General features: G+C 66.0%; 7 protein-coding genes. 2 read left to right on the top strand and 5 right to left on the bottom strand.

Annotated features, from left to right (window positions below):
- Nucleotides 1-2: 2 nt before the first annotated feature.
- Together BMZ70_RS01385 and BMZ70_RS01380 are read left to right on the top strand one after the other, a co-directional pair.
- Complete coding sequence (locus BMZ70_RS01385; protein WP_092268958.1) at nucleotides 3-1,322, top strand: M16 family metallopeptidase; 1,320 nt, start codon at nucleotides 3-5, stop codon at nucleotides 1,320-1,322.
- Between the two features lie 3 nt (nucleotides 1,323-1,325).
- On the top strand, nucleotides 1,326-2,714 hold the full coding sequence (locus tag BMZ70_RS01380; RefSeq protein WP_092268956.1) for a M16 family metallopeptidase: 1,389 nt from the start codon (nucleotides 1,326-1,328) through the stop codon (nucleotides 2,712-2,714).
- Here BMZ70_RS01380 and BMZ70_RS01375 read toward each other — a convergent pair.
- From BMZ70_RS01375 to BMZ70_RS01365, 5 genes are all read right to left on the bottom strand, one after another.
- Nucleotides 2,692-6,159, bottom strand: coding sequence for a response regulator (locus BMZ70_RS01375; RefSeq protein ID WP_092268955.1), 3,468 nt, complete (start codon nucleotides 6,157-6,159; stop codon nucleotides 2,692-2,694). The genes BMZ70_RS01380 and BMZ70_RS01375 overlap by 23 nt on opposite strands.
- Before the next feature lie 75 nt (nucleotides 6,160-6,234).
- Nucleotides 6,235-6,600 (bottom strand): hypothetical protein, encoded by a 366-nt coding sequence (locus BMZ70_RS01370; RefSeq protein ID WP_092268954.1) that lies wholly within the window; start codon nucleotides 6,598-6,600, stop codon nucleotides 6,235-6,237.
- Between the two features lie 99 nt (nucleotides 6,601-6,699).
- A complete protein-coding gene (locus tag BMZ70_RS28250) occupies nucleotides 6,700-6,840 on the bottom strand; it encodes a hypothetical protein (RefSeq protein ID WP_165403544.1) in 141 nt (46 codons plus the stop codon).
- 198 nt (nucleotides 6,841-7,038) lie between these two features.
- Nucleotides 7,039-7,170: a hypothetical protein gene (locus BMZ70_RS29065; protein WP_255372210.1), complete on the bottom strand. Its 132-nt coding sequence runs from the start codon at nucleotides 7,168-7,170 to the stop codon at nucleotides 7,039-7,041.
- Between the two features lie 113 nt (nucleotides 7,171-7,283).
- Nucleotides 7,284-22,520: a calcium-binding protein gene (locus tag BMZ70_RS01365; protein WP_092268953.1), complete on the bottom strand. Its 15,237-nt coding sequence runs from the start codon at nucleotides 22,518-22,520 to the stop codon at nucleotides 7,284-7,286.
- Nucleotides 22,521-22,720: the final 200 nt, after the last annotated feature.

Genomic DNA, 22,720 nt, shown 5'->3' with positions numbered 1-22,720 from the left:
TTATGAAATGGAAAGTCCTGGCCGCGAGCCTGATGCTCGCCTTGTCGGCCACCACCGCGCAGGCCGCGATCAGCGCCGATCAGGTGCAAACCTTCACGCTGAACAATGGCATGAAGTTCATCGTGCTGGAATCGCACGGCATTCCCAACGCCACCATGTACACCTTCTGGAAAGTCGGCTCGCGCAATGAAGCGCCCGGCATCACCGGTTTGTCGCACTTCTTTGAACACATGATGTTCAACGGCTCCAAGAAGTTCGGCCCGAAAATGTTCGACCGCACGATGGAGGCCAACGGCGGCTCCAACAACGCCTTCACCAGCAGCGACCTGACGGTGTACCAGGACTGGTTCCCGGCCTCGGCGCTGGAGACCATCTTTACGCTGGAAAGCGACCGCGTGGCCCACCTCACCATTGATCCGAAGATGGTGGAGAGCGAGCGCGGCGTGGTGCTGTCCGAACGCAGCACCAACCTCGAGAACTCCAACCTGATGGCGCTGTACAACGAGATCAACAGCGTGGCCTTCACCGCCCACCCGTACGCGCTGCCGGTAATCGGCCACGAGTCCGACATCAAGGCCTGGACCCAGGCTGACCTTGAGCACTACTTCCGCACCTACTACGCGCCCAATAACGCCGTGGCCGTGGTGGTGGGCGATGTGAAGGCCGAGCAGGTCAAGCAGCTGGCTACCAAGTATTTCGGCGGCATCCCCAAGCGCGCCCTGCCGCCGCCGGTGCGCACCATCGAGCCGCCGCAGACCGGCGAGCGTCGCCTGTTCATCACCAAGGAATCGGCCACCTCGGTCAACCTGAGCGTGGGCTACAAGGTGCCGGCCAACGACAGCCCGGACCACTACGCGCTCGACGTGCTGCAAAGCGTGCTGGCAGGCGGCAAGACCTCGCGCCTGTACAAGGCGCTGGTCGATACGCAACTGGCCACGCAGGTCAGCGCCGACAGCATCGACGGCTTCGATCCCGGCCTGCTGTACCTGTCGGCGGTAGCCGCCGCCAATGTGCCGGCCGCCAAGCTGGAACAGGCGCTGCTGGCCGAAGTGGACAAGCTGGTCAAGGAAGGCGTCAGCGCCGAAGAGCTGCAGAAGGTGAAGAACCAGAAGCTGGTCAACCTGTACCGCGAGCAGGAAACCATCAACGGCAAGGCGCTGCAGCTGGGCAGCTACGAAGTCTTCTTCGGCAGCTACAAGAAGATGTTCGACGCGCCCGCCGCCTACCAGAAACTGACGCCGGCCGATATCCAGGCCGTCGCCGCCAAATACCTGACCAAGTCGCAGCGCACCATCGGCGTGCTGGCCGCGAAGGAGGACTGATCCATGAAACATACGCTTATCGCCGCCGTACTGGCCGCCAGCGCACTGCACGGCGCACAGCTCCACGCCGCCGAATTCCGCCTGCCGGAGTTCGATACTGTCACGCTGCAAAACGGCCTCAAGGTCTACCTGATGGAACGCCACGACGTGCCGCTGGTGTCGGTCCGCGCCGTGGTCAAGGCCGGCGCGGTCAACGACGGCGCACAACCGGGCCTGTCCAACCTGACCGGCGACGCCCTGCTGCTGGGCAGCAAGGCCCACAACAAGGCCGCCATCGACCAGGCGTTCGATGACCGTGGCGCGCGCATCGCCGGTGGCGCCGGGGCCGAGTCCAGCACGGTGCAGGCCAACTTCGCGCGCGACGACACGGCCGCGCTGCTGCCGCTGTTCGCTGAAATCGTCCAGCAGCCGGGCTTCGACGAGGCCGAGCTGGGCAAGCTGCGCGAGCGCAAGGTGAACGGCCTCAAGCAGGCCAAGGAAGCGCCGCGCAACGTGGTGCAGAACTACTACCGCGCCATGCTGTTCGGCGATAGCCCGTATGCGATTCCGGCCAGCGGCACGGTCGGCAGCGTCAGCGCGCTCAAGCAGGCCGACGTGCGGCGCTACTACCAGACCTACTACCGCCCCGACAATGCCGCCATCATCGTGGTCGGCGATTTCCAGAAGAGCGAGATGCGCAAGCAGATCGAATCGCTGTTCGGCGCGTGGCAGGCCAGCGGCCCGGCGCCGGCGGCGCAGCAGAATGGCAAGGTCAAAGCCGACAAGGCGCGCGTGCTGCTGGTCAACAAGGCCGACGCCATCGAGACTACTTTCCTGGTCGGCGGCGCCGGCGTGGCCCGCAATGATCCGGACTACGTGCCGCTGCAGGTGATCAACACGGTGCTGGGCGGCCGTTTCACTTCGTGGCTGAACGATGAGCTGCGCGTCAACTCCGGCCTGACCTACGGCGCCTTCAGCAGTTTCAGCACGCTGTCGCAGACCGGCACGTTTGCCATCAGCAGCTTTACCGCGTCGCCGAAGACCGAAGCGGCGCTGGCCCTGACCCACAAGACTTACCAGCGCCTGTGGGACAAGGGCATCGACAAGGCGACGCTGGATTCGGCCAAGGCCTACGTCAAGGGCCAGTTCCCGCCGCGCTATGAAACCGGCGAGCAGCTGGCCGGGCTGCTGGGCGATATGTACGCCAACCAGGTGGGCCGCGAGCAGATCGACAATTTCACCCGCGACGTCGACAGCCTGACGCCGGAGCGCGCCAAGGCGCTGGTCAACAAGCACTTCCCGCGCGACAAGCTGCAGACGGTGTTGATCGGCAAGGCGGCCGACATACGCGGCATCGCCAAGACCTATGGCGAAGTCACGGAGCTGGAAATCACTGCCGACGGCTTTCGGTAAGTAGCTGTTCAATGTCCCCGGCCACCTCGGGGCACGCGTCGAGCACCCGGTCGAGCGGCGCCCAGGCGGTGGCGTCCTGCTTGAGGGCGCGCTCGGCCAGTTGGCTCAGGGTGGCAAGACGGTCGGCGCCGACGGTGCCGGCCAACCCTTTCAATGTGTGCAGCGCGGGCAAGGCGGCAGCGCTGTCTTGCCCGCGGCGCGCGGCGTGCAGCTCGTGCGCCAGTTTTTCCGCCTCGGCCACGAAGCTGCGCAGCGCGATCAGGTAGACCGATTCCAGCCCGCCCATGCGCTTGAGCGCGGCCACGCTATTGAGGCCGGCGTCGGGCAGCAGCATGGCCTCATCCCCTGCCGTTGTCGCCCCAGCCGACGTGGCCGCAGCATCCGGCGCAGCCGCGCCGCGCTGTCCGGCGGCCGCCGCTCCGTTGGCTGACGCGGCGCCGCCGTGCCGCGCGTGTTGCAGGATCACCTCCACCAGTTGTGCCAGGTCGAACGGCTTGCCGACGTGGTCGGCCATGCCGGCTTCCAGCGCCGCGATGCGGTCCGAGGCCAGCGCATTGGCCGTCATCGCCACGATCGGCGGCGTCTTCATGCCCAGCCGGGCCTGTATCGCCCGGGTGGCCTGGTAGCCATCCATCTCCGGCATCTGGATATCCATCAAGATCAGATCCGGCAGCGGCCCCGCCCCATTCAACACGCCCAGCGCCATCGCCCCCGAGCTAGCCACCACCACCTGCGCGCCTTCGCTGCCCAACAACTCGCTGGCGACCTGCTGATTGGCCGCATTGTCATCCACCAGCAACAGCCGCACGCCAGCCAGCCGCCGCTGCGCCGGCGCCGACACCAGCGCCAGCGGCTTGCGCTGCTCCATGCGCGCCTCGACCACCGCATCGAACAGCATCGACGCCGTCACCGGCTTGACCACGAAACCATCGAGCACCGGCGCCATATCGCGAGACCGCTGCGCCAGCAGTTCGCGGTCATGCGCGGTCACCATCACGATCAGCGGCGTCTTGCCCTGCGGCGCCTGCGCGCGGATGCGGCAACTGGTCTCCCAGCCATCCAGCCCGGGCATGCGCCAGTCGATGAACACCACGTCATACGCCTTGCGCCGCGCCAGCTGCGCGCTGACCGCATCCAGCGCCTCAAGCCCATCGGCCGCCACGTCGACCCGCCAGCCGAACGACGACGCCATCTCGCGCAACACCGTGCGCGCCACCGGATTGTCGTCCACCACCAGGCAGGACAGGCCGCGCATCGCCGCCTGCTGCGCCTCCGACGCCACGGCGTCGGCCGGCGCGGCCAGCTCGGGCGGCTGCTCCGGCAAGCCCAGCTCGATGGTGAAATCGAACACGCTGCCGTGTCCAGGCTCGCTCACCACGCGCAGCGTGCCGCCCATCAGGCGCACCAGCCGCTGGCTGATCGCCAGCCCCAGCCCGGTGCCGCCGTAGCGCCGCGCGGTAGACGCCTCGGCCTGCGAGAAACCATCGAAGATATGCTCGCACTGCTCGGGCGCAATGCCGATGCCGGTATCGCGGATGGCAAACGCAATCGTCAGCGTACCGTCCTGCTGCGCCACCAGTTGCGCCGACACCACCACCTCGCCGCGCTCGGTGAACTTGATGGCGTTGCCCGCCAGGTTGAGCAGCACCTGCTGCAGGCGCAGCGCATCACCCACCACCAGCGCCGGCAATTCCGGCGCAATGCGGAACAGTACCTCGATATTGCGCGAACCCACATTGGCCGACAAAATCACCGCCAGGTCGCGCCACAGCTTGTCGAGCCGGAACGGATGCGGATCGAGCGCCAGCTTGCCCGCCTCCACCTTGGAAAAGTCCAGCACGTCGTTGAGCAGGCCCAGCAAGGCGCCGGCGGCCGCATGGGCCTTGCCGACGTAATCCTGCTGGCGCGCATTCATCTCGGTCTGGCGCAGCAGCTGCAACATGCCCAGCACCGCATTCATCGGCGAGCGGATCTCATGGCTCATATTGGCCACGAAGTCGGACTTGGCGCGGCCCGCCTGGTCGGCCGCCTCCTTGGCCTGCAGCAGCGCAGCGTGCGCCGCGCGCGCCTCGGTACGGTCGGTGCTGCTGCCGACCCAGCTGAGGATGACGCCGTTGCCATCCTTCTGCGGCAGCGCATGGTGATCGAAGATGCGCCACTCGCCGTCATGCCGGCGCAGCCGGCAGTCGCAGCGGAACTGCTCGCCCCCGTCGAGCGCGCGCTGCCAGGCGGCGCTAATCAGCGGCAGGTCTTCCGGATGGATCACCGCCGACCAGTCGCCGGAGGCCAACAATTGCTCGGCCGGGACGCCGCTGAAACTTTCCCAGTGATGGCTGAGGAAATCGATGCGCAGCTCCGGCGTGGCGGTCCACACCATCTGCGGCAAGCCTTCGGTCAGCGAGCGCCAGCGCGATTCGGAGGCGGTCAGGCGCGCCAGCGAGGCTTGCAGCGCCCGGTCCGTCTCGCCCAGCGCGCTCAGCGCATCGTACTGCTTGTTGAGGCCGTAGCGCACCCCCAACAGCAGCGCCGCCGACAAGCCGACCAGCACGCAGAGGAACAGCAAGGCATTGCGCACCTCGCGCCGCCACGGCGCCAGGAAATCGTCGCTGGCCAGTCCCACCACGATGTACACCGGATAGGCGCCGACCTTCTCCACGCTGACCGTGCGCTCCAGACCATCGCGCAGGCTGCGCACGGTGTAGCTGGCGCGCTTGTGCTTGCCGTCCAACAGCGCCTGGGTGGCGGGATTGACCTTGATGGTGCTGCCGATCAGCATGTCCGGCACTTCCGGATAGCGGTGCAGCACGCGCCGGCGGTCGTCCAGCAGCACGATGGAACCATGCGCGCCGATATTCAGGCCGGCAAACGCTTCGCTGATGCGGGCGCTGTTCATCACCACGTAGGCGGTGCCGCCAAAGCCGCCATTCGGCAGGGTCAGCGGATAAACCAGCGGCAGTACCCACTCGCCGCTGATGCGCGACTGCACCGGCACGCCAAACACCAGCTGGTGCTCGTTCTGCACGCGCGCATAAAATTCGCGGATGGTCAGGTCTTGCGGATTGGCGAGGTCGACCTGCTCGCCATAGATCACCATGCCGGCAGCGTTGGAGCCGCGCACCGCCTGCGCCTGCGGCACGCGCTCCTTGAGTTCGCGCAGGTAGGCGCTGAAGGCCGCATCGCTGAAGCGCTTCTGCTCATGCATGCGGCGGAATTCGAGGTCGGCGCGGCGCATGGCCAGCTCCACCTCCTGGAAGTGCGAATGCAGGAAATTTTCCAGCGAAACCACCAGGTTGTGCGAGGTTTCCTCGGCGCTGGCGTAGTAGCGCAGGCGGCTCTGGTTGAGCACGTGCGCGACAAACAGCGAAACCACCAGCAACATCAGCACCACGGCCGCCACCAGTACACCGAATAGTTTGCGAAACTTTTGCAGTGTGATGAATCTCATGGCGGACCCGGACTCTTTATTTGCTGTATTAGCTCTACATTACAGCAAAAAAAACGCTCCGGAGGAGCGTTTTGATCAGTAACCCTGCTTAATGATGTCTTCCAGCGACTCCCTGCCCTTGTCGCTGATTTCAAAGCCGCCTTCGGCGCGCTCGAGGATATGGGATTTCTTGCCGAGGAACAGGGCCACGTCGGCGTCGACCGCTGCGCCGGCCTGCTCGGACAGCGCGCGCAGCGCCAGCACGCAGCGGCGCAGGAAGATCGCCTGCTCGCCCTTTTCCGTCAGCGAAATGCGGCCGTTGTGCGCGATGCTGATCAGCTTGAGGCCGGACAGGCGCTTGCTGTTGCGGCCCACACACGCACTGACGCGATCGCCCTTGATGCCGCGCTTGATTTCGTACAGGGCGTCGTACTCGTCCTGCGTGAATTTTTCATTCTTCATTGCCATTTTTTCCATAAGAGACTGCTGCGGCCCTCATGGTACGCGCACAGCGGCGCGGCGGCAAGGCGGAACCAGCCGAAAAAATGTCAATAAAGTTATTTATTGGAACGCTCGTATCAGCAGCCAGGCCAGGCCGATGCTGGCAAAGGCGGCGATGCAGATCATGGCTTGTACTCGCTTGGTGCTCAGGGCGACAGTGCGACGACCGAGGTAGATTTTATTGTGTAACGAGTTGCCCATGATTGCTCTCCGTGTACAGAAATACAGAAATCGACGACATGACTAAATTATAGAAACTCTTTGATTACCGCTGTGTGACGCCAGACACAAATAGGGAAAAATATATCCATTGAGCAACGTTTGGTGGCGTGGAACCAGCATACCGTCCGTTCCACACAACGGACGGTACGCCAGCGCACGCTGAGGCATACTTTATCGTCAAGTTTTCACCGCCGGCTTGGGCGGTTCGGGTTCTTCAATGGGGGCGTGTTCCGGTGTCGGCCGGTTGTCCGGCGGCGGTTCTTTCTCCGGCGACGGTGGCGGCACATCGGGGTCGGGTGTGCTGTGCATGCTGCTCTCCTTGGCGGTATGACGGTTTTGTCAGTGTCGGGCACACTGCACCATCTGCAAAGGAAAAAAAACCGTCCTGCGTGCGCCAATGCACGCAGGACGGCCCTGCTTCGTCAGGCGACGAACTGGTAGTCCGCCAGGCTGGTGGACGGCGTGCCGGTCAGGATGGCGATCTGGGTCAGCTCCGCCGCCGAAACGGCTGCATCGGTGCCGCTCGACTTGAACAGGTAGACGTAGCTGGCGGTGCCATTGTCGACCACGAACAGCGCCTGCTGGCCCAGCGTGTAATTGCCGGTGGCCGAGCCGATCGCCGTGGCAGCGGCCGCCGCCGCGGTGCCGCCGGCGTTGGCAGTGAACACCACCAGCTCGGCGTCGGCGCTGAAGCCGCCCGCCGCGCCGCGCGTTTCCCCGTCCTCCACCACCAGATCGCCGTCGCCGATCGCCAGGATGGCCTGGCTGATGCTGATTTTGTCGGTGCCGCTGACAAAGCCAGTGATCGTGTCGATGCCGGTCAGGCTGTTGAACACGAAGCTGTCGGCGCCGTCGCCGCCGTTCAGGGCGTCGTTGCCGCCGCCGCCGATCAGCGTATCGTCGCCGGCCGCGCCGTTCAGCTTGTCGGCGCCCAGGCCGCCGGTGATGACGTTGGCCAGCGCATTGCCGGTGCCGGTGAAGGCAGTGGTGGTGGTCGCCGTGTAGCTCAGGTTTTCGACGTTGGTAAGCGCCGCCAGCGAATAGGTGGCCAGCGCGGTTTCAACGCGGTCGGTGCCGGCATCCACGCCCTCGGTCACGACGTCGCCGGCCACATCGACCACGTAGACATCGTTGCCGGCGCCGCCGATCAGGGTGTCGTTGCCGACGCCGCCGATCAGCTTGTCGTTACCCAAGCCGCCGTCCAGCTTGTTGGCGACGCCGTTGCCGGTCAGGATGTTGTCCAGATCGTTACCGGTCAGGTGAGTGATCACCGTGCCGGTGACGGTGGCGTTCTCGATGTTGGCGCCCAGAATGTAGGTCTGGCCGGCCGTGGTGTAGGCCACCTGCACCAGGTCCGTGCCCTCGTCCGCAGCTTCGGTCACGCTGTCGCCGCTCACATCGACCACATAGGTATCGTTGCCGAGGCCGCCGCTCATGCTGTCGGCGCCGGCCAGGCCGTTGATGGTGTCGTTGCCGTCGGTGCCGGTCAGCGTATCGTTGGCGGTGCTCGGCAGGTTGGCATTGACCTCCGTCAGCGTCTTGTCGCCGTCAGCAAAGTGCACCGTCTCAACATTGCGGATGGTCAGCACTTCGCCGGTAACGGCGTTGACCAGCTTGGTGTCGGTGGCGGTGGTGCGGCTGCGCGTGTAGGCCGCGAAGTTACCCAGCACGTTCACCACGTCGTCGCCCAGGCCGCCGTCAACGAGATCGGCGAGGCCGGTGCCGGCGTCGATGGTGTCGTTGCCGTCGCCACCGAGCAGGCTGTCGTCGCCGGCACCGCCGGTCAGCGAATCGTTGCCGAGGCCACCGGTAAGGGTATCCTTGCCGAGGCCGCCGATGATGGCATTGTTCAACGCATTGCCGGTGCCCGCGAAGCCGACGGTGGTGGTGGCCGTGTAGCTCAGGTTCTCGACAAACGTGCCCAGCGTGTAGCTGGCCAGCGCCGTCTCGACGCGGTCGGTGCCGCCGCTATCCGCCTCCGTCACCACGTCGGCCGCCACGTCGACCACGTACACATCGTTGCCGCCGCCGCCGATCATGGTGTCGGTGCCGGCGCCGCCGATCAGCGTGTCGTTGCCGAGGCCGCCGTCCAGCTTGTTGGCGACCGCGTTGCCGGTCAGGATGTTGGCCAGGCCGTTGCCGGTCAGGTTGGTGGCCACGGTGCCGGTGACGGTGGCGTTTTCCACGTTGTCGGCCAGGGTGTAGGTCAGGCCGGCGGCAGTGTAAGCCACTTGTACCAGGTCCGTACCCTCGTCCGCCAGCTCGTGCACCACATCGCCGGCGACATCGAGCACATAGGTGTCGTTGCCGGCATTGCCGCTGAGGTCGTCCGCGCCGGCCAGGCCATTCATGGTGTCGGCGCCGTCGGTGCCAGTCAGCGTGTCGTTGCCGGAGGTGGCGGCGTTGTTGATGACTTCCGCGATCAACTTGTCGCCGTCGGCAAAGTGCACGGTTTCCACATTGCGGATGATCATCGATTCGCCGGTGGCAGCGTTGACCAGCTTGGTGTCGGTGGTCGACACGCGGGTACGGGTGTAAGCGGCGAAGTTGCCCAGTACATTCACCACGTCGCCGTCGCCCTCGCCGCCGTCGAGCACGTCGGCCGCGCCGGTGCCGGCCACCAGCGTGTCGTTGCCAGCACCGCCGAGCAGGCTGTCGTCGCCGGCGCCGCCGGACAGCGAATCGTTGCCGAGGCCGCCGTTCAGAGTGTCCTTGCCGAGGCCGCCGACGATGGCGTTGTTCAGCGCGTTGCCGGTGCCGGTGAAGGCGGTGGCGGTGGTCGCGGTGTAGGTCAGGTTTTCGACGTTGGCGACCGTGGCCAGCGAGTAGCTGGCCAGCGCCGTCTCGATACGGTCGGAGCCGGCGCTGTCCGCCTCGGTCACCACATCGGCCGCCACATCGACCACGTACACGTCGTCGCCGCTGCCGCCGATCATGGTGTCGGTGCCGGCGCCGCCGATCAGGGTGTCGTTGCCGCCAGCACCTTCCAGCTTGTTGGCCACGGCATTGCCGGTCAGGATGTTGGCCAGGCCGTTGCCGGCCAGGTTGGTGGCCACCGTGCCGGTGACGGTGGCGTTTTCGACGTTGTCGGTCAGGATGTAGGTCTGGCCGGCCGCGGTGAAGGCCACCTTGACCAGGTCGGCGCCCTCGTCGGCGTCTTCGACCACCACATCGCCGCTCACTTCGACCGTGTAGGTGTCGTCGCCGTCGAGGCCGATCATGGTGTCGGCGCCGGCGCCGCCGTTCAGGGCATCGTCGCCATCGGTGCCGGTCAGCGTGTCGTTGCCGGCGCTGGCGAGGTTGTCGTTGACTTCCGCCAGCGACTTGTCGCCATCGGCAAAGTGCACCGTCTCGACGTTGCGGATGGTGAGCGACTCACCGGTCACCGCATTCACCAGCTTGGTGTCGGCGGCGGTGACGCGGGTGCGGGTGTAGGCCGCGAAGTTGCCCAGCACATTGACCACGTCGCCGTCGCCGAGGCCGCCATCGGCGATATCGGCGACGCCAGTGCCAGCCACCAGCGTGTCGTTGCCCTCGCCGCCCAGCAGGCTGTCGTCGCCGGCGCCGCCGCTCAGCGAATCGTTGCCGAGGCCGCCAGTCAGGGTGTCTTTGCCGACGCCGCCGGCGATGGCGTTGTTCAGCGCATTGCCGGTGCCGGTGAAGGCTGCCGCGCCGGTGTAGCTCAGGTTCTCGACAAAGGCCAGCGCGGCCAGCGTGTAGCTGGCCAGCGCGGTTTCCACCAGGTCGGTGCCGACGCCGTCGAGCTCGGTGACCACATCGGCGGCCACGTCCACCACGAAGGTGTCGTTGCCCAGGCCGCCGATCATGGTGTCGGTGCCGAGGCCGCCGATCAGCTTGTCGTTGCCCTCACCGCCTTCCAGCTTGTTGGCGACCGCGTTGCCGGTCAGGACGTTGTCCAGTCCGTTGCCCTTCAGGTTGGTGGCGACCGTGCCGGTGACCGCGCCTTTCTCCACATTGTCGGTCAGCGTGTAGGTCTGGCCCGCAACGGTGAAGGCCACTTGCACCAGGTCTTCCGTGCCCTCGTCCGCCAGCTCGTGCACCACGTCGCCCGCCACGTCGACCACATAGGTGTCATTGCCGAGGCCGCCGCTCATGTCGTCGGCGCCGGCCAGGCCGTTGATGATGTCGTTGCCGTCGCCGCCGACCAGCGTGTCGTTGCCAGCGCTGGTCAGGTTGAAGTTGACTTCGTTCATCGTCTTGTCGCCGTCGACAAAGTGCACCGTCTCGACGTTGCGGATGGTGAGCGTTTCGCCGGTCACCGCGTTCACCAGCTTGGTGTCGGTGGCGGTGGTGCGGGTGCGGGTGTAGGCCGCGAAATTGCCCAGCACATTGACGGTGTCGGTACCGCCGCCGCCGTCAACGATGTCGTTGAGGCCGGTGCCGGCCACCAGCGTGTCGTTGCCGTCGCCGCCCAGCAGGCTGTCGTCGCCGGCGCCGCCGGTCAGCGAGTCGTTGCCGAGGCCGCCGTTCAGGGTGTCGTTCTTGGCGCCGCCGACGATCTTGTTGTCCAGCGCGTTGCCGGTGGCGTTGAAGGTCGCCGTGCCGGTGCCCTTGAATTCAAGCTCCTCGACGAAGGCCGCCAGTGTGTAGGTCGCCAGCGCGGTTTCCACGCGGTCGGTGCCGCCGCCGTCCACTTCGGTCACCACGTCGGAGGCCACGTCCACCACGAAGGTGTCGTTGCCCAGGCCGCCGATCATGGTGTCACTGCCGGCGCCGCCGATCAGCGAGTCATTGCCCTCGCCGCCTTCCAGCTTGTTGGCCACGGCGTTGCCGGTCAGGACGTTGTCCAGCGTGTTGCCGACGATGTTGGTGGCCACGCTGCCGGTGATCGCGGCGTCTTCGACGTTGGCGGTCATGCTGTAGGTACCGCCGGCGGTCTTGAACGCCACTTGCACCGTGTCCCTGCCGGCGTCCGCCGCCTCGGTGACCACGTCGGTGGCCACGTCGACCACGTAGATGTCGTCGCCGTCGAGGCCGGCCATCGTGTCGTTGCCGAGGCCGCCGTCCATCGAATCGTTGCCGTCCGTGCCTTCGAGGTCGTCGTTGCCTGCGCTCGGCAGGTTGAAGTTGACTTCGTCCAGCGTCTTGAAGTCGCCGTTGAAGACGACGGTCTCGATATTGCGGAGGATGACCGACTCGCCGGTGCTGCTGTTCACCAGCAGGGTGTCGGTGGCCGAGACGCGCTTGCGCGTGTAGGCATCGAAGTCGCCCAACAACACCAGCGTATCGGCGCCCGCGCCGCCATCGGCCACGTCGGCAGTGCCGGTGCCGACGTCGATGGCGTCGTCGCCCTCGCCGCCCAGCACGCTGTCATTGCCTTCGTTGCCGTACAGCGCATCGCTACCGCCCATGCCGTTGACGGTGTCGTCGCCGGCGCCGCCGTAGATATCGTTGTCCAGCGCATTGCCAGTGCCGCTGAACTTGCCGCTGCCCTTGAACTCCAGCTTGTCGACGTTGGCCGTCAGCGTGTAGCTGGCCAGCGTGGTGTACACCACGTCGTAGCCCGCATCCAGGTCTTCCTTGACCGTGTCGGTGGCGGACTCGACGTAGTAGCGGTCGTTGCCTTCGCCACCGCTCATGGAGTCGCCGCCGGCGCCGCCGTCCAGCGTGTCGTTGCCGGCGCCGCCGTCCAGCTTGTTGGCCGCGCCGTTGCCGGTCAGCTTATTGCTTTGCGCATTGCCGACCACATTGACGGCAATGGTGGCCGCCGCCGTGACCTTGGCCTCCTCCACGTTGTCGGCCAGCGTGTAGGTGCCGGCCGCCGCGAACTTCACTTCGACCATGTCTTTGCCGCCATCCGCCGCCTCGACCACCACGTCGCCTGCCACGTCGGCCACATAGATATCGTCGCCGTCGAAGCCGGTCATGGTGTCGGCGCCGCCCAGGCCGTCGATCGAGTCAGCGCCGCTCGTACCGATCATGAAGTCGCCGAAGATGCTTTGCTTGTTGGCGATGGTTTCGTTGTAACTACGCGTGCCATCGGCAAACACGAAGTTCTCGACATTGCGCACGGTGATGGTTTCGCCGGTGCCGGTATTTTTCAGCAGCAGGTCGGTCGCGGTCGGACGCTCGATGGTGTAGCTGGCATAGTTGCCCAGCAGGACCAGCGTGTCGCTGTCGGCGCCGCCGTCGACCAGGTCGACCCCGGTGCCGGCATCCAGCACGTCCGCGCCGGCGCCGCCGTTCAGGGTGTCGTTGCCGCCCAGGCCTTCCAGATGGTTGTCGGCGGCGCTGCCGGTGATGCTGTCGCCAAAGCCCTTCGAGCCGCGCACGTCTTCGATGTTGAGCAGCTTGTCGGTGCCGCCGTAGCCATCCTTGCCGGTGTCGGTGGCGCCGGTGGCCAGGTTGACCACCACGGCGGTCTTGGCATCGTCGTAGTCGACGCGGTCGATGCCGCCCTTGCCGTCGATGCTGTCGTTGCCGGCCAGGCCTTCGAAGGTTTCGAACTCGCCGTCGTCGCTGCCGCTCAGGGTGTCGTTGAAGGCCGTGCCGCGCACGCCTTCGATGTTCGTCAGCTCGTCGGTGCCGCCCAGGCCATCCTGTGCCGTGCCGGCGCCGAGGTCGACCACTACGGCGGCGGTACTGGTGATGAAGTCGACCCGGTCGTAGCCCTCGCCACCGTCGATGGAGTCGTTGCCGTAGCCGCCGATGAACACTTCCATCAGGCCGTCGCCAATCTCGACGCCGTTGTCGGGATTGCCGCCGATGATGGTGTCGTCGAACATCGAGCCGACCACGCCTTCGATATTGCTCAAGGTGTCGATGCCGGTGCCCTTGTCGGCGGTGCCGGCCGACAGGTCGACGAACACGCCGCCATCCTGGGCAAAGTCGTAGCGCACGAAGTCGAAGCCGCCACGGCCGTCGATCTCGTTGCTGCCGAGGTAGCCGTCGAAGCTTTCCGTCACCGCGCTGTCCGAGCCGAGCAGCGTATCGTCGTGGATCGAGCCCACCAGCTGGTTGATGTTGGTCAGCGTATCGACGCTGCCGCCGTGGTGCTCGGCGGTCCCGGCCTGCAGGTCGATGTTGACGCCAGTATCGCTGTCCCAGCCGAAGTAGTAGACCAGGTTGCTGTTCTGGTCGGCGTTGACAATGGCGCCACCGTTGATGATGTTGTCGCCCTTGCCGGCGTTGAAGAACTCGCCGATCAGGGTGCTGCTACCGGTGATGGTGTCGCTGAAATCGGAGCCATACACCATGTTGATGTTGACCAGCTTGTCCTTGCCGCCCTGGCCATCCAGCGCCTCGCCGGTGGCGAGATTGACTTGGACGCCCGCAGTCGCCGAGAAATAGGCGGCGTAGTTGCCGTCGGAGTAGTTGACGCGGTCGGTGACCGCGCCACCGTCGAGGGTGTCGTTGCCGGCGCCGCCGCTCAGGAAGTCACCGCCGGCACCGCCGCTCAGGCTGTCATTGCCGGCGCCGCCGGTGATGTTGTTGTTGAGCGCGTTGCCGATGCCGACAAAGGTGCTGGTGCCGGTGTAGGCCAGCCCTTCCACATTGGCGCCCAGCGTGTAACTCCCCAGCGAGGTGTAGACAGAGTCGTAGCCACCGTCGATGCCGGCCTCTTCGGTCACCACGTCGCCGGCCGCATCAACGAAATAGTTGTCGTGGCCATTGCCGCCGATCATGATGTCGTTGCCGGCGCGGCCGTCCAGGAAGTCGTTGCCGTCACCGCCGATCAGTTTGTTGGCGGCGCCGTTGCCGGTCAGCTTGTTATCGAGTTCGTTGCCGGTCAGGTTGATCGCGATGGTGGCGGCGGCGACGACCTCCGCGTTCTCCACGTTCTCGCCCAGCGTGTAGGTGGCGGCAGCCTTGAAGGCCACCTTCACCGTATCGTTGCCCTCGTCCGGCATTTCCTCGATCACGTCACCGGCGACATCGACCGTATAGACGTCATCGCCGTCCATGCCGACCATTGTGTCGGCGCCGCCCAGGCCGTCGATGCTGTCGGCGTCCGGCGTGCCCGTGATCAGGTCCGGCAGGCCGCTGGCGGAGTTCAGGGTGACGTCCTCGAAACTCAGGCCGACGTCGTCGAACTCGAAGAATTCAACGTTGCGCACCGTGATGCTCTCGCCGGTGCCGATGTTCACCAGCAGCACGTCGGTGTCGTTCGGACGGCTGATGGTGTAGTCGGCGTAATTGCCGATCAACGCCAGCGTGTCCTCATCGGCGCCGCCATCCACCGTGTCGACGCCTCTGCCGGCGCTCAGCAGGTCGAAGCCGGCGCCGCCCTGCAGGCTGTCGTTGCCATCCAGGCCTTGCAGGTAGTTGTCCTCGGCGTTGCCGGTGATGGTGTCGTTGAACGACGAGCCGCGCACGTCTTCGATGTTGAGCAGCTTGTCGGTGCCGCCGTAGCCGTCGGTCGCGATGCCGGTAAGCAGGTTGACCCCGACGCCGGCCTTGGCGCGGTCGTAGTCGACGCGGTCGATGCCGCCCAGGCCGTCGATGCTGTCGTTGCCCTCGCGGCCTTCGAACGATTCGAACTCGCCATCGTCGCTGCCGATCAGGGTGTCGTTGAAGGCCGAGCCGCGCACGCCCTCGATGTTGCTCAAGCTGTCGGTGCCGCCCAGGCCATCCAGCGCCGTGCCGGCGCCGAGATTGACCGTGACGGCGCTGGTGGCCGAGGTGTAGTCGGCGCGGTCGTAGCCATCGCCGCCATCGATGAGGTCGTTGCCGCCGTTGCCCATGAAGATTTCGATCTTGCCGTCATGGACGTCGATACCGTTGTCCGGGTTGCCGCCGGTCAGGGTATCGTTAAAGGCCGAGCCGCGCACGCCTTCGATGTTGATCAGGGTGTCGGTGCCGCCGGTGCCGTCATCGGCCATGCCGGCATTCAGGTCGACTTCCACGCCGCTGGCGGCGTTGTCGTAGCGCACAATGTCGATGCCGCCACGGCCGTCGATGGTGTCGTTGCCGCCCAGGCCTTCGAACTGTTCGGTCAACGCGGTGTCCGAACCCGACAGTTCATCGTCCCATGCGGTCCCGCGCACCTGGGTGATGTTGGTGAGGGTATCGTGGCCGACGCCGTCGCCGTCCGAGGTGCCGTCCGCCAGGTCGACCGTCACGCCGCCGGTGGCGCGCAAGAAGGTGACGCGGTTATTGCCTTCCTGGTTCAGCGCATCGACCGCGCCGCCGTCGATGACGTCGTCGCCGGCGCCGCCTTCGAACTGCTCCAGCAGCAAGGCATTGCTGCCGGTGATGGTGTCGTCGTGGGTGGAACCGACCACGATGTTGATGTTGCTCAGTTTATCGGTGCCACCCAGGCCATCCTGCGCCGTGCCGGTCTGCAGGTTGAGGTTGATGCCGGCGCCCGCTTCGTTGTACGACACCACGTTGGCATCGGTGTAGCCGATCTTGTCGGTGATCAGGCCGCCTTCCAGCGTATCGTTGCCGGCGCCGCCGATCAGGGTGTCGCTGCCGGCGCCGCCGTCGAGCGAGTCGGCGCCGCTGCCGACGCCGCCGGCCAGCAGGTCGTTGCCGGCGCCGCCAAGCACGGTGTCGTTGCCGTCGCCGCCGCGCACGTCGTCATTGCCGTCGCCGCCTTGCAGGCTGTCGTTGCCGGCGCCACCCATCAGGGTGTCGTTGCCGGCCGCGCCGTTCAGCGTGTCGTTGCCGGCGCCGCCTTCGAGCTGGTTGTCGCCAGCGTTGCCGGTGGCGTTGAAGGTGGTCGCGCCGGTGTACCTGACGATTTCCACGTTGGCCGCCGTCAGCGTGTAGGTGCCCAGCCCGGTCAGGATGGTGTCCTTGCCGCCGCCGTCCAGTTCGGTAACCACGTCGCCGGCCACGTCGACCACGTAGGTGTCGTCGCCGCTGCCGCCGACCAGGCTGTCGATGCCGGCGCCGCCGTCCAGCGTATCGTTGCCGGCGCCGCCTTCGAGCTTGTTGACGGCGGCATTGCCGGTCAGCAGATTGGCCTGCTCATTGCCGGCCAGGTTGACCGCGATGGCGTTGCCGACCGTCGCGTTCTCAATGTTGGCCGACAGCGTGTAGGTGCCGGCCGCTGCCAGCATCACCTTCACCGCATCGGTGCCGGCGCTGGCGTTTTCGATGATAACGTCGCCGACCGCGTCGACCGTATAGCTATCGTCGCCGACGCCGCCGGCCAGGGTGTCGTTGCCGGCCGCGCCGTCCAGCGTATCGTTGCCGCTGTTGCCGCTGAGGACGTTGTTCAGGGCGTTGCCGGTGAGGGCCACCGCGCCAGCGCCGAGGGCCATGCCGTTTTCCACGTTGGCCGCCAAGGTCAGCGCGGCCAGCGAGGTCTTCACCGTATCGGTGCCAGCGCCAGGCGCTTCCGTAATGACGATGCCGCCATTGGCGACGATGTAGGTGTCGTCGCCGGCGCCGCCGTTCAGCGTGTCGGCGCCGCCGCCGCCGTTCAGGGTGTCGTTGCCGTCGCCGCCGAACAGCGACTGCGCGGTGCCGTCGGCGCCGCGCGCCGCCCAGTAGCTTTCGCCGTCCGCCAGCCCGGTGCCGGTGATGCCGGCCTTGACGGTGACGGTGAAGGCGGTGCTGGTCAAGCTGGTTTTGCCGAACAGATCGGTCACGGTGGCCGTGACCGCATACGTGCCGTCAGCCAGATCTTTGATGTCCAGTGCCCAGCGGCCGTCGTCGTCCACCCCCACCGTCTTGGGGATACCAGTGCCGACCTTGATGGTCACGGTCGAGCCTGCGACGGCCGTGCCGCTCACCACCAGGTGGTTGTTGGCGGTGGTGGCGCCGGTGGTCAGCGGCGCGTCCTTCAGGTAATAGGCGGCGCTCGGGTAGGCCGGGTCGAGGACAGGCACGGAACCGCCCACCACGGTCTGCACCGTCAGGGTCGGCGTGGCCGGCTTGGTGATCGAGGAATCGCCGACATAGAACAGCGGATTGCCGTTGAAGTCGATGATCTGCTGGTAGATGCCGCCGCTGCTGGTGATCGCGGGCGCGTCCTGCGTGCCCCATGCCACCACGATCTGGCCCGGCTGGAACTCGGCCAGCGTCGGGAACACCTTGATGCCGGCGCTGGCCGCATTGCTGATCTTGAATTCGGCCGCCGCTGGGCTGTTATCGCTGTTGTAGCGGCGGCCCATGATGGCCGACGTGCCGTCGGTATTTTCCACGTCCCACACCACCAGATAGCTGCCGTCGCTCAGGCCCAGCACCGACGACGAGCGCTGCAGGCCGGCGGCCGAGACCACGAAGGCGTCGCCTGCCGGGTTGCCGTCGGCGTCGTAGTGGCGCGCCATCACCACGTCCGGGCCGGTGCCCAGCTCGCCCTCGCGGGTGGGGCCGTCGGCGTCGTAAATCCAGGTCAGCACATGGCCGCCGTCGTTCAGGGTGGTGGTATGGATGGCCGACACGGTGGAGTCGGGGCCGCCGACTTCAAACACGGTATAGGCGTCGCCAACCTTGGCGCCGCCGGGACCGAAGCGCTGCGAGATGAAACCAAAGTGGCCGTCGTCATTGACGCCGGCCCAGGTGATGATGGCGCCGCCGTCGTCCAGCGCGGTGGCGACCGGCGAGGTCTGGGCGTACTCGCTGCTGGTGCCCACCTTGATTTCCGGGCCGTATGGCATGCCGGTCGAGGAGAACACGCGCGCGTACACCGCCAGGTGGCCGTCGTCGCCCGCTTGCGCCGATTGCCAGGTCACCACGAAGTTGCCGTTGGTCAGGCCGGCCACGGTCGGCAGGCGCTGGCCCACGCCGGCCGTGGTGCCGACGTTGATGGCTCCGCCGACCAGGTGGCCGCTGTTGTCGAGCAACTGCACCATCACGTCCCAGCCGCTGTCCGCATAGCCGGCGCCCAGCGCCGGATTGCTGTGATAGGCCACCGCATAGCCGCCGGAGATCATGCTGGCGACCACCGGCGCGCGCTGGTCGCCGCCGGTGTTGCCGGCATTGATCAGGATATCGTTGCCGTCCGGGTTGCCGTCCTCGTCGAACACGCGCGCATACAGGCCGTCGCCGCTGCCATCGGTGGCGCGGAACACCTGGATGTAGCCGCCGTCCAGATACCAGTGCGCCGCCGTGGTCTGGTAAACCTGGTAGCCGGCCGGGGCGCTGCTGACCACGCGGTCAAGCACTTTCAGGTCCACCGAGCCGTCGGCGAATTGCAAGGTGCGCACGCCGTGCAGTGTGTCGGTGCCGTCCAGCGTGGTCCCGCTGGTGCGCTTGTCCTGCACCGTGACGGTACCGTCGGCGTTGGTGCTGATGTTGTAGTCGGCCTGTTTGCCGCGATAGACCGCCGTGTCCTTGCCGCCCAGCGCCCACAGCTCGTCGTTGCCGCCCAGCCCGGTCATGGTGTCGTCGCCGAGGAAGCCGCCCAGGCTGTCATTGCCGGCGCTGCCGGTCAGGCTGTCGTTGCCGCTGCCGCCGCCCAGCCCTTCGACGTTGGTGAAGGTGACGGTGCCGTCCGTGCTGGTGCCGGTGCCGGTGCTCAGGCTACCGGTGAAATTGGCGCTGCCGCCGTAGAACACGATGTCCTTGCCGGCGCCGCCGTCGATGCTGTCGCTGCCGCCGTGGGAAATCAATTGCTCGTCGGCCGCGCTGCCGATCAGGGTGTCGGCGAACTGCGTGCCCTCCACTTCCTCGATGCCGGTGACGGTGCCGCTCTCGCCAAAGCCGTTGTCGACGATGATGCCGGTGGCCAGGTTGATGTTGACGCCGTGGCTGGCGCCCTCGACGCGGGTTTGCAGCACGTCCTCGTCGCCCTCGCCGCCGATGATGGCGTCATGGCCCGGCGACAGGTTGATGATATCGTTGCCGGCGCCGCCGTCCATCGTATCGTCGCCGGTGTCGCCGGCGCCGCCGATGAAGTAGTCGCCATAGCTGCCGCCCTGCTCCAGGTCGTTGCCCTCGCCGCCCTGGAAATTATTGCCGCCGCCATTGCCGATCAGCGTGTCGTTGCCGCCCATGCCGTGGATGAAGTTGCCGCCGTCGCCGCCGGTCAGCACATTGTCCAGGTTGTTACCGACCAGGTAGCCGTCGGCGTCGCTGTCGAAAGTCAGGTTTTCGATATTGGCCGGCAGCGCCAGGCTGTAGGTGCTGATGATGGTGTCGGTACCCTCGTCGGCCTGCTCGAACGCCATCTCGCCTTTGCTGATCAGGAAAGTGTCGTCGCCGGCGCCGCCGTTCATGGTGTCGCTGCCGCCGGCGCCGTACAGGGTGTCGTTGCCGGCGCCGCCGTTGAGCACTTGCGCATTGCCGTCGGCGCCGTGCCCGATCCAGTAATCCTCGTCGTCGGCGCCGCTGGTGCCTTCAATGACGTCGTTGTCCACCGTCACTTCGAACGCGGCGCTGGCCGCGCTGGCGTTGCCGTGCACATCGGTGACCACGGCGGTCAACGCATGCGTGCCGGCGGCCAGGTCCTTGATATCGGCGGTCCACTTGCCGCTGTCATCGACGCCCACTTTCAGCAGCGGGTTGCCGTCCGAGTAAATGGTCACCGTGGTGCCGAAGGCGGCCGTGCCTTTCAGCGCCAGGTGCGACAACACCGTGCTGTCGCCGCTGGTGAGAGCCGCGTTCAGCACGTAACGGCCCTGCGTGTCGGTCTGCGGCGCCGCGCCGCCAGCCACCACCTGTACCGTGAAGCTGGTAGCGTCCGGCGTGGCGCCGGTGTTGAAGACGCCGTTCTCGAACTGGCCATTGCCGTTCACCAGTTGCTGGTAGACGCCGCTGATTTCGCCGTCGATCTGGTTGCCCTGCGTATTCCAGGACACCAGCACATCGTTATTGCCGGACGGGCTCACGGTCGGATACATCAGGCTGGCGCCGTTGGCGTGATTGCTGATCAGGTAGGTGGCCCCGCTCGGCGCGCCGGTGACCACGTTGAAGTTGCGGCCGACGATGGCGCTGCTGCCGTCCGCATGATGGACATCCCACACCATCATGACGTCGCCGTTGAAGACGCTGATGGCGTCGGTGCCGTAATAGTATTCGCCGGACGCCACCGTGAAGGCCGCGCCGCGCGGCGTGCCGTTTTCGTTGAACAGGCGCGCCATCACGGCGCCAGTGCCGTCGGCCAGCGTCATGGTCCAGCTGACGACGTAGCCGCCCTCGACCTCGGCCTGGTGCACGAAATTCATGCTGCTGCCGGCCGGCGCGCTGTAGATAAAGCTTTCGCCGCCGCTCTTGCTGCCGTCGCCGTTGAGGAATTGCTGGGCGATGCGCACGGCGCCGGTCAGCCCCAGATCCTCCCACAACACCACCAGTTGGTCGGGGATGCCATCGGCGTTGGCGTCGGCGCCGGCTTGGCGCACCAGCGGGAACAGCTGGTTGCCCGCCTCGGTGGTGTTGATATGCAGCTCAGCGCCCACCTTGTTGCCGGCGATATCGAACTTCTGGCCGTACACGCCATAGCTGGCGGTGGGGCCGCTGCCCTCCTGGCGCGACTGCCACACCGCGAAGAAACCGCCATCGGCGGTGGCAATCGCCGACGGGAAGCGCTGCTGGAAGGCGGTGGTGGTATTGACCGTCACCTCGCCGCCCATCTTGTTGCCGTCGGCATCGAAGTGCTGCATCTTGATGTCGATCAGGCCGGCATTGGGATACGGGCTGGTCTCCGGCGTGCTGTCCCACATCACCACGAAAGTGCCATCCTGCAGCGCCACGGCGGTGGGCGCGCGCTGGTCGCCGGCGGTGCTGCTGTTGACCAGGATATCCTCGGTGCGCGCCACGCCGTCGCCGGTAAACACGCGCACATAAATGCCCTCGCCGTTATCGTCGCCGCCACGGAACACCGTGGCATAACCGTTGGCGCCTTGGCCGCCGGTGCCGCGCAACATGAGCGAGAAATTGAACGCCTGATGGCCGGCCTTGACGCTGCTGACCACCTGGTCCATCGGCTTGGCTTCCAGCGTGGTGTCGGCAAACTGCAGATACTTCACGCCGCGCACCGTGTCGGTACCGTCCGGCGAACCGCCGCGATTATCCTGCACCGTCACGTCGCCGTTGTCCTGCGTGGTCAGCGTGTAATCGCTGCGATTGCCGCTAAAGACCGCGCGGTCATTGCCGGCGCCGCCGACCAGCGTATCGTTGCCGCCGGCGCCGATCAACAGATCGTCGCCATCCCCGCCCCACAAGATGTTGGCGCCATCGTCGCCGGTCAGCGTATCGTTATTGATGCTGCCTTCGACGTTTTCAAAATTGCTCAGCACATCGTTGCCGTCAGGGCCGCTGCTGGTGCCCAGCGCCAGGTTCACCTGCACGCCGCCCGCGCCTGGGGCAATAAAGCTGTAACCAGTGGTATCGCTGCCGCCGACGCCGCCATCGAGCGTATCGTTGCCGCCGTTGCCGTACAGGGTTTCATTGGTGTCGGCGCGACCGGTAATCACATCGCCAAAGCCGGCGGTGCCGGAAATGCGTTCGATATTCGTCAGATGGTCGATGAAGCCGCTGCTGTCGTCGGCGTTACCATCCTCGAGATTGAGCGTCAGCTTGCCGGTGGTGTAATACGTGACGCGGTCGTTGCCATCGCCGCCGTCCACCGTATCGTCGCCCTTGCCGCGCACGTTGATGAAATCATCGCCGGCCCCGGCGTTGATCACATCGGCGCCATTGCCGCCCTGCAGCACGTCATTGCCGCCAAAGCCGTTGAGCGTATCACCGCCATTACCCGCAAACAGGCCGTCGGCGCCGTCGGTGCCGTTAATGATGTTTCCCATGATCGTATCCCTGAATTATTGGTTTACGTGCCGCACCTACTGTTTGGCAACGTGTCCGCCGCGTCTTGGCGCGGTCGGACGATTTGCCAAATTAACATTTTGATGGCCGACTTACCAAGAAAAGAACTGCGTGGCATCGAAAAAACCACAGAGAAAAAAAGCAAACTTGTCGAAACGTTTATCGCCCCCACTTGCGTGTT

The organism is Duganella sp. CF402 (assembly GCF_900109645.1).
Lineage (GTDB): Bacteria > Pseudomonadota > Gammaproteobacteria > Burkholderiales > Burkholderiaceae_D > Rugamonas.
Note: the sequence above shows the minus strand (reverse complement) of the source record. Positions and strands in the feature narration are given on the sequence as shown.